This is a genomic window from Carboxylicivirga litoralis, from assembly GCF_025499605.1.
Classification (GTDB): Bacteria; Bacteroidota; Bacteroidia; order Bacteroidales; family Marinilabiliaceae; genus Carboxylicivirga; species Carboxylicivirga litoralis.
The window spans coordinates 22,023-35,689 of sequence record NZ_JAFMVC010000008.1 but is presented as its reverse complement, the minus strand read 5'-3'; the positions used below and the strand labels follow the sequence as shown (position 1 = coordinate 35,689).

The window sequence follows — 13,667 nt, the reverse complement described above, 5'->3', positions numbered from 1 at the left end:
TAATTTCAGTATTAATTTAAGGCGGTTAACTATAAACAAACCTAATGTTTTAGCTACTTCAACAAAAAGAGAAAAGACATTTTACTATTTTTGCTCATACAGCATTACTAAATCCTGTCATTAACTATTTTATTCAATACAACCATTAATGAAAGTCCTAATATTTTACACCAAAGAATTTGCCTATACCCCATCACAGAAAAACCTGGATAATGCACCCGACCCGGGCGAACCTCAAACTTTCAACGATTGTCTGCTGGCTTGCATACAGGTGGAAGAAACCGATGAAGGAAAAGGCGTGCGTAGTCGTGAGAAAAAGTTGGCCAACCACCTCAAATGGGCCGCACGCAAAAATAACACCGAAAAAATAGTACTGCATTCCTTTGCTCACCTGAGTGAATCAAAAGCCTCGGTAGAATTTACCAGGCAACTGTTTGACGATGCACAGATACGACTGCAGAATGCCGATTACCAAGTGGCACAAACCCCTTTTGGCTATTTCCTGGATCTGAAAATTGATGCACCAGGCTTTTCTTTAGCACGCATATGGGCAGAGTTATAGGGATGTGAGATGGAAGGATGTTGGATGAGGGGATGTAAGGATTTACGATGTGAGATTGTTCGAGTTGAATAGTGGAAATTCGAGGTCAATTTTAATAGCTTAGGATACTTTGATTAGAATCTAACTAATAAAATCCTCACATGAACCAGAAAATCCTTAAAGACCGGACGAAGCATTTTGCCATTAAAGTAATTGGCTTAACTGAAAACTTACCTCAAAATCACTTATGTAAACATATCAAATCTGAATCAATACGTTGCTCAACGTCTGTTGCTGCCAATTACTGAGTAGCCTGTCTGGCACAATCAAAAGCTGCATATATTGCCAACCTAAGTATCGTTATTGAAGAAGCCGATGAATCTGAATTTTGGATGGAACTATTACCGCACGACTCTATCGCACCACTTATTAAAGAAGCACATGAGCTTGCATTCATTATCACTCGCAAATCACTGAGAAATAAAAAGTAATTCCCCATCCACTAATCAAACATCTCTCTATCGAACATCGCAAATTACAACCTAGGACACTTCAAAACCAATATCTTTTAATCCTCACATCTAATATCGTACATCAAACATCCAGTTCTTCATCCATTTTCTTTCTCGGTTCATTCCTTATAATTCAGCTTCATCACAATATTCTTTTACATTTGTTGCCGGAGAGATTAAAAAAAGTTTGTAGCAGATGCATCCTTTCAAAAAAGCAGCTGTCATTACAACATCACGTTAACCTAGTATAGTATCAACCTAAATCTTTTTCATGGATTTTAAAAGACAGATATGGGCAGTTTTAGCCCTGTTTTTCCTTATAACCTTAACAGCCATTGCTCAAGAAAAATACACCATTAGCGGTGAAGTGATTGACGCAGAAACAGGGGAAGCACTTATTGGTGTAACCATCTACACAGCCGACAAAACAGTTGGCACCATGACTAACACCTATGGCTTTTATTCTCTGACAATTCCCAAAGGACAACAAACTATTTTTTACAGCTTTGTAGGCTACAAAACGCAGCAACGACAAATAAACCTAACGGCTAACCAAAGCATTAAAATTCAACTTCAAACCAATCAAACAGCTTTGAATGAAGTGGTGGTGAGTGCTGAAAAAAAAGATAAAAACATTGCTGCTACCCAGATGACAGGAGAAAAGCTGGACATGAAAACCATCGATAAGCTGCCGGTGTTATTTGGCGAGCGCGATGTGCTAAAAACCATCCAGTTACTACCTGGCATCAGCACAGTATCGGAAGGAGGCAATGGCTTTAGCGTACGCGGTGGCTCTATCGACCAGAACCTTATTTTACTGGATGAAGCACCAGTGTACAGCGCCTCTCACCTCATGGGTTTCTTCTCGGTTTTTAATGCCGATGCCATCAAAGGCATGACGGTATACAAAAGTGGCATTCCGGCCAATTATGGCGGACGAGCTGCTTCGGTGCTAGACATTACAATGCGCGATGGCAATATGAAGAAGTTTCAGGGCGCTGGAGGCATCGGTCTTCTGGCATCACGCTTAACACTGGAAGGACCAATCATTCAAGATAAAATGTCATTTATTGTATCGGGGCGACGTAGTTATGCCGACCTAATGGCCAAAGGTGCGAATCAGATTGACGGTGATACCCAGATGTATTTCTATGATTTAAATGCCAAGCTCAACTGGAAAATCAACGATAATAACCGCCTATTCCTGTCTGGCTATTTTGGTAAAGATGACTTTGGCTTCGATGACCTGGGCATGGACTGGGGCAATACAACTGCCACGCTTCGTTGGAACCACTTGTTTAGCTCGCAGCTCTTCTCCAACACCACAGCTTTATACAGCGAATACGATTATGGTTTTAACTTTGGCGACAATGGCAGTATGTCCTCAGGCATTAAAGACATTAGCCTGAAACAGGATTTTTCCTGGTATGCCAGTCCTAAAAACACCTTGAAATTTGGTTTAAATGCCACATACCATACATTCTATCCCGGCGAATTCCTGTTTGAAGACAATTCAATATCAGACATTAAAGTAGCCGAAAAGCAAGCATTAGAATCTTCAATATATATCAGCAATGAGCAAAAGCTGGGCACTCAACTAACTTTGGACTACGGTCTGAGGGCATCGATGTTTAACCAGTTTGGAGCCGGCAATAACACCTCCTACGACAATGATAACAACATTGTTGAAAAGGAATATTTCGAGAAAGGTGAAGTGATGCAAAGCTACTATGGCTTTGAGCCTCGCATAGGTCTAAATTATCGAATGAACAGCAAAAGCTCACTAAAAGCATCGTACAATCGCATGGTGCAGTACCTGCATTTGATGTCCAACAGTACATCGGGCCAGCCAACCGACACCTGGATGCCAAGTACCTTTAATATTGAACCAACAACGGTAAATCAATACTCTGTAGGATTCTTCCGCAACTTTATGGATAACACTTTTGAGTTTTCGGCTGAGACCTATTATAAAACCATGAACAACATCAGCGACTACAAAGACGGCACGCAGGTGATGCTTAATGAAGATATCGAATCGTATGTACTGCAGGGCGAAGGCCGCAGCTATGGCATGGAGCTTTATTTAAAGAAAAAATACGGTGCTTTTACCGGTTGGATTAGTTATACCTTATCCAACACCGATAACAAAATTGAAGGGATCAACAATGGCGACTGGTACGATTCGTCGTACGATAAAACACACGATGTATCCATTGTGACCAGTTACCAGTTTACCGACCGTGTTTCTGTATCGGCCAACTGGATATTCTATACCGGTAATGCTGTTACATTCCCAAGCGGAAAATACGAATTTGATGGCAACCAGGTACCTTATTACACAGAGCGCAATGGATACCGCATGCCCGATTATCATCGCCTGGATTTAAACGTGCATCTCGAAGGAAAAAACAAAGGACGATTTAGGTCGAGCTGGGATTTCTCGCTTTATAACCTTTACAACCAAATGAATGCCTATACCATTAACTTCCGCGAAAACGAGAATAACCCCAATGTTACCGAAGCAGTTAAACTAAGCTTGTTTGGCATTGTACCATCTGTTACCTGGAACTTTAAATTTTAAACACCCGATTATGAAACGATATATAATTTCCAAAGCCATGTTTTTCCTATCCCTATCTATGCTGATTGGAGGCTCACTCCAGTCGTGCGAAGAAGTCATTGATATTGACCTCAACGATGCTGACCCAAAATTATCGATTGACGGACAGATAACGCTTAATGAAACGGCTACTGTACAGTTAAGCTATACCACCAGCTATTTCTCTGAAGAAGAACCACAATACGAAGAATCAGCCACTGTTTCAATCAGCGACTCGGAAGGCAATAGTGAAACCCTGATTCATAAAGGTAAAGGCCTGTACGAAGGCTCCTTAATGCGAGGCCAGGTTGGCATGGAATATGAATTATCAGTGACAGTAGAAGAGAAAACATATAAAGGAAGTAGCCAGATATTAACTCCAACCGAGATTCTAAGCCTGGGCTATGAAAAATTTGATGGTTTTGGTGGGTCTGGCGATGAAGAGGAATACAACCTGATAATTACCCTGAAGAATAATCCCAACGAGGAAAATTACTTCCTGATAAAGTATTACCTGAACGACGAAGAAAAGGAAGATACATATAGCGTGTGGTCACACGAGTATTTCGCCAATGAGGAAACCATTGAATTTACGCCTCTGCGTTTTTCGTTTACAAAAGAAGATGTAGTTACACTGGTAGCCTATTCTATTGATGAAGGCACCTACGATTACTACTCGCAACTGGAAGAAATCATTGATCAGGAAGGTGGCGGCAGCTCCACACCTTTTAATCCTGAGTCGAATATGGGGGAAAATATCTTGGGTTATTTCCGTGCTTGGTCGTTTGACAAGCAAACGGTGCAGATTGAAGAAGAATAAATAATAAGCTGCTAGAAACTAGCCTCTAGCTTCTAGCAGCTAATAACTACTGTTTTTTCGATTCAATAATAATCACGCCATGTTCAGCTTTTTCGCCGTATAAAGCTTTTGCAGATTCATCCTTTAGTACAGTCATGCTTTTTATTTTTTCAGCATCTAAATCTTTTAAATCTCCATCAAATTCTTCGCCATCTAAAATGACATGAGGTTTTTTCTCACCTGAAGCTCCTTTTAGCCAAACATTTTCAGCCTTCTCACCACGACGTACCAACAAATTATTCATATCAGATTTGTTCATGGCTCCATAACCAACAACCACCACCTCATCTACATTTTTATCTGATTTGGTTTCAATCAAAATAGCACCATTCTTAGCATCTTCACCATACCTCTTAATAGCTTCTTCACCTTTAAGAACACTAACTTTCTCAACATCTTTTGCCTTTAGCATTTCACCATCAGTGATTCTTTCTCCATCAACAATATACAAAGGCGATTTGCCATTCTCGTCTGTTATATTTAGTTCAATAGAACTTATCTTCGCCTTTTCAGTCGATTTAAAAATAACTTTCTCTTCAGCCTTATCTTTTGTCGTCACCAAGACAACACCATTCTCAGCTCCTTCTCCATATAGTTGGGTTACTTCAGGATCTTTTAAAACAGTAACCACTTCAATATCTTCGGCATTCATATTTTCAACAGAGCGTCGTTCGCCATCAACAATAAAAACTGGTGCTTCTCCACTATCAGCATCAATGCTAAAAGATTCCACCTTTACCTTATCTGTTGACTTAAGTAAAACTTCTTCTTTGAGTGCTGATTTGGTGGTTATTTCAATCGCTCCATCTTTGGCTTTTTCGCCATATTTTTTAGTTGCTGCATCTCCTTTGAGAACATTCACGTTGTCAATAATTTCAACAGCTAGTTCATTCATTTCCTCTTTCGTCACTTCATTTCCATCAACAAAATAAAGCGAAGGCTCTGATTTTTTTACATTAAAAACAGACGAACGTTTTAAGGTCTCCATATAACTCTTGGTATGAATAGTAAAAGCACCATTCTCAGCTTTCTTACCAAGGGCTTTTACATGCAATCCGGCAGGACTTTTACCAATAGCACCAACATCACTTATATCCAAAGCGGCAACCTCTTCCTTTGTAGATGGCTGTTTATCTAAAACGAATTCCGGTTGATTAGTTTCTGGCCCATTCAAATGAATATGACCATTACTCGCTATCAGGGTAAACTCTTCACCTTTTGAATTCACCACTTGAGTTTTAATCTCTTCCCATTGTGAAGAAACCTGTTCTTTTTCCTCGATACTACGTTTCTGAAGCATAAACTCAAAATCAATTTGCAACAATTTACCTCTTAAGGCTTTGTCTTTTACTTCAGGCATGGTTTCAACCACACGCTTTGCTTCTTCTTCCAGATGTTTAGTCCCGTCGTTTTCATGGGTATATTTAGCTTGTGTCTTATCCGTGTCTTTGGCGTAAGCCACCACAACCACTTTATCCAGTTGAGTGGCACTGGCATTCGAACCAATTGTTACGTCACTTACCTTACCTTTTTTATCCACTTTAAAGTGAACGGTAACAGTACCTTCAACACCTTCTTCCTGCGCTTGAACAGGATATTTAATGCGCATAGCAAAGTATTTCCTTAAACTTTGTGCATCGTTAATCTCTAATTTATCAACAGGTTTAACAACCGTTTTGTCAGGGTTGGTAAAAGCCAGCAAAGCAGCTATTACAAGCGGCAAAACAAGTAGACCTTTAGCCCATCCTATTATTTTGTTAGTATGTTTTTTATTCATCATTACAAGTCTTTTTTTAGTTAAACTTTGGTTGAAGTTATTCACCAATTGCATTTGCTTATGGCCTTGTAATAAATTCAACAGGGAATACTGATATTCCTTTGGTTCGCAGGTAGTATGCACCATCGCGTTGTCAACACAATATTCATGGTTTTGGGCAATTAGCTTACGAAGCCACCACACAAACGGATTCCACCATTGGATAATCAGTAACCATTCGGCCAGCGAAATATCAATTGAATGTAATTGAGCACAGTGATTGCGCTCATGTTCCAGAATCATCTGCCTGTTAGGGTCTCTCTCCAAATGCTTTGGCAGGTAAATGGTTCGGAAAAATGAAAAAGGATTCACGCCCTTATCTTTCAGCAGCACAACACCAAAACCTTTATAGTGCTGATGTTGCCCACGTTTTTTTAATCGGTGGATATAGACATATCCCCAAATTAAGCGGACTACCAATAACAAACTAACAACTGCGTAAATGCTCAAACCAATCTGCGTCCAGTTAATTGATTCGGGCATCGCCACTACTTCACCATAAGTTACCGGCACATCCATTGTCAATACGAGTGGTTGAGCCGCTACTTCGGGTTTAAAAAACAAACTTTTTAACCAAGCAGGCATCGCCACAACAGGCACTATCCATGGTACGATTAAGGTGGCCAACAGCCATGCCCTGTTGCGGTTAAAAAAGTGGTCTTTTGCCAATAGTAAAACAAACAGTAGAACCGAAATCGCTATGATTCCGCCTGTCTTCAGTTGTAGTTCGATAAATGTGTCCATCAGTCCTGCTTTTTCTTTTCAATAATGTCAATCAACTCTTTTAAATCCTCCACATTCAGCTTGTCTTCATTTACAAAGAATGACACCACATTTTTGTAAGACGACTCAAAATAATCGGACACCACATTTTTGATAAACAATTTACGATATTCCTCTTTAGTAACCGCCGGATAATACTCGTGCGAATTACCATAAGAATTATGAGCTACATAACCTTTTTCCTCCAGTCCGCGAATAATGGTACTAAAAGTATTGTAGTGCGGTTTTGGCTCAGGATGCTGCTTCAGCAAGTCCTTCACAAAGCCCTTACCGGCTTCCCACAATATCTTCATCACATCTTCTTCGCGCTTGGTTAATCGTTTTGTAATCATCGTTATTGCATTAATAAAATTGTACCATGAATGTATTGACAAAACAAATATAACTATTCATTTCGTTTTATCAACTATTTTTTTCGTTAGCGAACGATTTTTTTAGTTACTAAAAAACAAAGCACTCCTAAACACTAGCCTTCAACACTCTAAAAAATCAGAAAAAAATGGACTTTAATTCTGTCAATTGGTTTTCAGTCAATTCCGACTTATCCTTTAGTAAAGCTGTTAGAACGGTCATCTTAGCAGCATTCTCCAGTACCTCAATCCGGTCGAAAGCCTGCAATAGAGATGTTCCTACAGCTAACACACCATGATTGGCCATCAAAATAACATCTGCCGCTTTACATGCAACAGCAACATTAGCCGCTAACTCTTCAGAACCAGGTGCTGCATACGCCGCTTTTTCAGGATGACCTAAAATGGTATAAGCTTCTGCCAGCAGATGCGTATTGATGGTTTTAGTTGTTACAGCAAACAAACTTCCCATCGGAGCATGGGCATGCACGATAGCCATAACATCGGACCGCTTATTATATATAGATAAATGCATACCTGTTTCCATGCTAACTTTATTGGATAAATCGACTAACTGACCATCCATGGCAACAATCGCAATCTGGCTGGCTTTGATTCGCCCTTTATCGGTTTCCGATGCCGTGATGGCAATATGATGTTCATCGATACGTAGACTGATATTACCACCCAATGAAGTTGTCAGCCCTTTCTTATACAAACGACGCATCCATTTAGCCACTTCCTTTTTTTCCTTCAAATATGCTTCTTTGTGCATGGTAATGTGCTTTTATGAATATCTACATTGATAGATAACATGATTATAATTCATCTCAAATCATTATTGTCCTAATTATATTGGCGCTTCGCCCAAACCCGACTTATGCTGAAACAATTAAGAATAATCAATTCTTCATTGTTCCGATGTTCTTGATGACAAAAACTAAGGAAAAAACATCAAGACTACACCCACTTCACTCTAAAAGCTACAATTGATTGACTGAAATTGATTAAACTCGCCTTTTTTCGTTCCTCCAAAAGGCTCGGACAGAAATCAATTTTTAATAGTCAAATCAACCTTGCTTTTAGGTTCACCGGCTGAGGTCATTCAAAATCACAACTTTACAAAAATAGGCACAAAGCCTTTAGGACGCTATTCATCTCAAATATAAAAATAAACGCAGAGACACCGAGTCGCAGAGCTTTTATTATAAAGACTATGCGACTCGGTGTCTCTGTGTTTATTTAAATATGCTCCCATCGTGGAGATCTACGCATGTCTTTCTTCTAAAACAATCATCAAAACCGGATTATTCATCCTTCTAATAATGACATTTATAAATATGTAAGACTATGATTTCTTTTATTGCCTTCAGATCTACTAAAAAAATTATTTTTGTACACGATGAGTACAATTAATGCCAAACGACATATTATACTTGGGCTATTTATAATTTGCAATATCCTACTTTTTGCCCAGGCCAATGCTGATTACGAAACAGCCAGACCCAAAGCAGGAGAAGGCCTTCACAGCTTTCTTATTCGTCATCAGCTATCGCCGAAAGAGTATCAGCAAACGTTTATAGAGCTCAACAAAGGAAAATTTGGCAAGAACAACTCCTTATTAGCCCATCAAAGCTATTTAATTCCCTCGGCCGAAATTGAATTATACGAACCACTTTATGGAACAGAGCGCGAACGATTTCCACTGGAGTCGACAGCATTAAAAGGAAGCGTTTTTTATTTGGTGGCGGGCCACGGTGGTCCCGACCCGGGTGCGATTGGAAAATATGGCAGTCACGAATTGCATGAAGACGAGTATGCTTATGACATCACACTTCGATTGGCCAAGAAGCTGCAGGAAAATGGTGCCAAGGTGCATTTTGTTATTCAGGATGAGGATGATGGCATCCGCGACCAACAAATATTACGCTACGACAATCATGAAACCTGTGGCACCAACACCATTCCGCTCGACCAGAACGAACGTCTTAAGCAGCGAACGCTTGAAGTTAATAAACTGTATAAACAAGATTCGGAAGCCTATCGTCGGTGCATCATCATTCACCTCGACAGTCGTAGTAAACGCAAGCAGATAGATGTTTTCTTCTATCACCACAAAAAAAGTAAAAGCGGTAAAAACCTGGCCTACCAATTGCGCGATACTTTTGACGAAAAATATAACCAACATCAACCTTCCCGTGGTTTTTCAGGAACCGTTAGTACGCGCAACCTCTACCTCTTAAGGAACACTACACCTGTTTCGGTATTCATCGAATTGGGAAATATCCAAAACTATCGCGACCAGCAACGGTTTGTTAAAGCCGATAATCGGCAAGCTTTGGCCAATTGGCTTTACGATGGAATAAAGAAAGATTTTGAAAGAAATAATAAGAAATAATCCTTACTTTTGCCTTTCGTATAATTTAAAACTAACTATTTAGTGTGGTTTGCAAAAATAAATATGGATATTGCAAGCCAATACTAAAAACACGCAAATACAGATTACAATGAAACCAACACTTTTAATTTTAGCAGCAGGTATGGGAAGTCGTTATGGCGGCTTGAAGCAGATGGATGAATTGGGTCCACACGGCGAATCAATCATCGATTACTCTGTTTATGATGCTATTCAATCGGGCTTTGAAAAGGTCGTTTTTGTTATTCGCGAAGATTTTGCTGAAGCCTTTAAGGAGCGCTTCGAACCTCGCCTGGCTGGAAAAATTAAAACCGAATACGTTTATCAGGATTTAAAAGATTTACCTGAAGGTTATTCAGTGCCAGAAGGACGTGAAAAACCTTGGGGAACAGGTCATGCCATTTTAATGGCGAAGGATGCCATCAAGGAGCCTTTTGCAATTATTAACGCTGATGATTTCTATGGTCGTGAAGCCTACAAACAGGTATTTGATTTTGTAGCCGAAAGCACGAATGCCAATGAATACGCCATGGTTGGTTATGCGCTTAACAACACACTTTCGGAGCACGGCACCGTGTCGCGCGGTGTTTGTGAAGCTGATGAAAAAGGCAACCTAGTCAACATTACCGAGCGCACTAAAATTGGCTACGAGGACGATAAAATCTTCTATTACGAAGAAAACAGCAAAACTGAGTTAACAGGTAATGAGGCTGTATCAATGAACTTCTGGGCCTTTAAACCAGAGTACTTCCAGCATTTAGAAACTGCGTTTATTGACTTCCTGAAAGAAAAAGGAACAGAAATGAAATCAGAGTTCTACTTTAATGCAGTGGTAGATACCATGATTAAAAAAGGTGAAGCCAGCACTAAAGTCATCCGCACCGATGCCAAATGGTTTGGTGTGACTTACCAGGAAGACAAGCCCTTGGTACAGAAAAAACTGGATCAGCTTATTGCAAAAGGTGTTTACCCTGAAAAACTTTGGTAAACCTCTTTTAAAAATACTTCTATTTAGACCTTAAGTTTTTGAAAAGCTTAAGGTCTTTTTTATTTTAGAGCTGATAATCTAATCTACAATGAAGAAAATACCATTCATACTCCTGATAATTGTTTGTATTGGCTGCAATAAGGATACTTTATCAATCTATCCTGAAATAAGATTCAGAAATTTTGAGAGATACATTGGTAACGATCTTGATTACTTTAAAGAAAAAAATAAGAAAAACCTGGTGCAACCTAAAGGCAAGATTTCTTATTACAGTGTCGAAACAGCCAATGGTTTCTACACAATATATCCCGAAAGCAGATGTCCTGTAAGCGGATCTTGCATTGACGATTGGGGCGACTCTGATAATTACATCATAGGAGGCGTATCTGGTCACTTTGAATATCAGGAGTCTTTAAAAAATGGTATTACAAGAATTAAAAACATCATACGTTTTAATTTAAATTCTCCACCATCTTTAATAAGATTCCAGAAACAATTAACGAGTGATTATTCATATGAGTTTAATAGCTACGAGCTATTATTCGAAAAAATTATCACTGAAGAGATTAAAAACTATAGTCTATTCTGGGAAGAATCAAATTATGTGTACTCAATAGATTACGGGAATGACAATGTCACTTTCTCAGTTCGTATGAATCACAATCTTAATAAATAAAACATGAAACAACTCCTATCACTCGCTATTATCCTCATAGCCCTAACAACTGCAGCGCAAACACCTAAAGGCAAAATCATTGAAGGCCAATCCATCTCAAGTAAGTTAACTGGTTATAATGTCAATTACTCTGTCTATCTACCACCTTGCTATGACACATCGGAGCGCTCCTACCCCGTTTTGTATTTATTGCATGGCTACAGCGATAACGAAACGGCCTGGGTACAATTTGGCGAAGTCAACCGCACAGCCGACAAGGCCATTGAAGAAGGTGTAATCCCGCCAATGATCATTGTAATGCCAGATGCCAAGGTCACCTGGTATGTGAATAAGTTTGATGGAACCGATCCTTTTGAAGATATGTTCTTCGAAGAGTTTATTCCTCAGATTGAGAAGCAATATCGCATTCGTTCTCAAAAAGAATTTCGTGCTGTGAGTGGCTTATCCATGGGCGGTCATGGTTCGCTGGTATATGCCATCAAACACCCAAATATGTTTGGTGCCTGTGCAGCTTTTAGCGCGGCTGTTTATACCAACGAAGAGATGAAAAACTATTTGACATCAGGTAATAAACAATGGTTTGCTCCCATTTATGGCGAATTAGATGAGAATGGTAATCTGCCTCAACACTGGATGAATTACAACATACTTAATATCATTGAAAAGTCTGAGCCGAAAATCTTCAATGGTGTGAAGTTTTATATCGATTGCGGCGATGATGATTTTTTGTACAAAGGCAATGCAGCGTTACATGTTTTGATGCGTGACAAAAACATCGAACACCAATATCGTATTCGTGAGGGTGCCCACAACTGGACTTACTGGCGAACCAACATCATCCATGGCTTGCAGTTTGTTGGTGATGTCTTTCATCGTCAGTAAAACAGCAAAACTCTGCCGCTATAATAAACGCTTAAAAATATATTGATCATGGAAAGTAACAATAGTGACAACCAAAAAATAATATACGGGGACAAAGCGTTTAACTGCACATTAGCGTTTGCACTACACTTAATTGGCGACAAGTACAAAAGTCTAATTTTATATCACTTAAAAGATGGCCCACAACGCTCAGGTGTATTACAGAAGAGCATTACTGACTTGTCAAACAGAATGTTTACCTACTCTATAAGAGCACTTGAAAAGGATAAACTGGTGAAGCGCACCATTTACCCGGTTACGCCTCCTAAAGTCGAATATGAACTAACGGAAGACGGAAAAAGCCTTATCCCCATTATTCTTGAATTAGACAAATGGGGACAAGACTTTGCTCAGACACATTACTTATATGCTCCTGCTGAATAATGTAATTCGTAGGAGTGTGAATAAATTTCAAATACAGTACCGAATGGGTCCTCAACATAACACATTTTAAAAGGCTTTTCGCCAGGATAGTATTCTCGGATTGGCATTCTTTGCTTTCCGCCTGCTTCTACTATTTTCTTTACCAATCCCTCTACATCTGGATCTTGCACCGAGAAATGAAACAATCCGGTTCTGAAAGGCTCAAATTTTGGTCTTGAATTTTTACTTTCATTAAATTCAAATAACTCAAACCCAATCTTATCACCTGATGATAAATGGGCAATTTTAAAACTCCCCCACCCTTCACCAAACACATCAATACACATCTGTCCAATGGCTGTTTCATTTTCTTCAACTACAACAGTTGGTTCCATTATCACATAAAAACCCATCACCTCAGTGTAAAACTTAACTGCCTCATGAATATCAGGCACGGTTATGCCAATATGTGAAAATGTTTTCGGATAAGGCTTCATCTTTTCATTTACGTTATTCATCTGTTTTGTTTTTTGTGAAATAATACTGCTTGTTATAAGCAAGAATAAACTAAGAGCAACTACAATTTTCTTCATTTTTATTATCATTTTTAGCTGCAAACCTAAACTCAAAATAACTACGAAACAATATCGCACAAGCATTGCAGATAGTAACACACATGTGTATTTTTAAGTGCAACAGCATAGTCTGCTAATAAAAAAAGCATCATTTTGAAAAAAATATTTGGAACCTATTAATTAAACCATCTTAGAAAGGGATAACATAATTTCACAGATGAGTTTGTTATTCACACAGATAAAAAATATCTTTAATACCCGTTAA

The 13,667-nt window shown here is 39.1% G+C and carries 12 protein-coding genes; 8 read left to right on the top strand and 4 right to left on the bottom strand.

Annotated features, from left to right (window positions below; translation table 11 throughout):
* Positions 1-148: 148 nt before the first annotated feature.
* The 3 genes from J1N10_RS09520 to J1N10_RS09510 all read left to right on the top strand — a co-directional run bounded on the left by J1N10_RS09520 (position 149) and on the right by J1N10_RS09510 (position 4,475).
* The gene (locus tag J1N10_RS09520; RefSeq protein WP_262326468.1) at positions 149-562 is read left to right on the top strand and encodes a threonyl-tRNA synthetase editing domain-containing protein; all 414 of its coding nucleotides are present in this window, start codon (positions 149-151) and stop codon (positions 560-562) included.
* A 762-nt stretch (positions 563-1,324) separates the two neighbouring features.
* Positions 1,325-3,637, top strand: coding sequence for a TonB-dependent receptor (locus J1N10_RS09515; protein WP_262326467.1), 2,313 nt, complete (start codon positions 1,325-1,327; stop codon positions 3,635-3,637).
* A 10-nt stretch (positions 3,638-3,647) separates the two neighbouring features.
* Positions 3,648-4,475, top strand: a complete 828-nt coding sequence (locus tag J1N10_RS09510; protein ID WP_262326466.1) for a DUF4249 domain-containing protein — start codon at positions 3,648-3,650, stop codon at positions 4,473-4,475.
* A 46-nt stretch (positions 4,476-4,521) separates the two neighbouring features.
* On the opposite strand, the gene J1N10_RS09505 is transcribed toward J1N10_RS09510, so the two are convergent.
* The 3 genes from J1N10_RS09505 to J1N10_RS09495 form a co-directional block, all read right to left on the bottom strand.
* The gene (locus tag J1N10_RS09505; protein WP_262326465.1) at positions 4,522-7,074 is read right to left on the bottom strand and encodes a M56 family metallopeptidase; all 2,553 of its coding nucleotides are present in this window, start codon (positions 7,072-7,074) and stop codon (positions 4,522-4,524) included.
* Complete coding sequence (locus tag J1N10_RS09500; protein ID WP_262326464.1) at positions 7,074-7,445, bottom strand: BlaI/MecI/CopY family transcriptional regulator; 372 nt, start codon at positions 7,443-7,445, stop codon at positions 7,074-7,076. The genes J1N10_RS09505 and J1N10_RS09500 overlap by 1 nt, the downstream gene beginning before the upstream one ends.
* Before the next feature lie 157 nt (positions 7,446-7,602).
* Positions 7,603-8,238, bottom strand: coding sequence for a class II aldolase/adducin family protein (locus J1N10_RS09495; RefSeq protein WP_262326463.1), 636 nt, complete (start codon positions 8,236-8,238; stop codon positions 7,603-7,605).
* Positions 8,239-8,865: 627 nt separating this feature from the next.
* Between J1N10_RS09495 and J1N10_RS09490 the strand changes: the two genes are divergently transcribed.
* The 5 genes from J1N10_RS09490 (at position 8,866) to J1N10_RS09470 (ending at position 12,848) form a co-directional block, all read left to right on the top strand.
* Entirely contained in the window at positions 8,866-9,861 is a 996-nt protein-coding gene (locus J1N10_RS09490) for an N-acetylmuramoyl-L-alanine amidase family protein (protein WP_262326462.1), read from the top strand.
* Between the two features lie 109 nt (positions 9,862-9,970).
* Positions 9,971-10,867: a nucleotidyltransferase family protein gene (locus J1N10_RS09485; RefSeq protein WP_262326461.1), complete on the top strand. Its 897-nt coding sequence runs from the start codon at positions 9,971-9,973 to the stop codon at positions 10,865-10,867.
* 88 nt (positions 10,868-10,955) lie between these two features.
* Complete coding sequence (locus tag J1N10_RS09480; protein WP_262326460.1) at positions 10,956-11,543, top strand: hypothetical protein; 588 nt, start codon at positions 10,956-10,958, stop codon at positions 11,541-11,543.
* A gap of 3 nt (positions 11,544-11,546) precedes the next feature.
* Positions 11,547-12,425 (top strand): alpha/beta hydrolase, encoded by an 879-nt coding sequence (locus tag J1N10_RS09475; RefSeq protein ID WP_262326459.1) that lies wholly within the window; start codon positions 11,547-11,549, stop codon positions 12,423-12,425.
* A 48-nt stretch (positions 12,426-12,473) separates the two neighbouring features.
* Positions 12,474-12,848, top strand: coding sequence for a winged helix-turn-helix transcriptional regulator (locus tag J1N10_RS09470; RefSeq protein WP_262326458.1), 375 nt, complete (start codon positions 12,474-12,476; stop codon positions 12,846-12,848).
* Here J1N10_RS09470 and J1N10_RS09465 read toward each other — a convergent pair.
* Complete coding sequence (locus tag J1N10_RS09465; protein ID WP_262326457.1) at positions 12,824-13,345, bottom strand: lactoylglutathione lyase family protein; 522 nt, start codon at positions 13,343-13,345, stop codon at positions 12,824-12,826. The two genes, J1N10_RS09470 and J1N10_RS09465, sit on opposite strands and share 25 nt — an antisense overlap.
* Between the last annotated feature and the right edge of the window lie 322 nt (positions 13,346-13,667).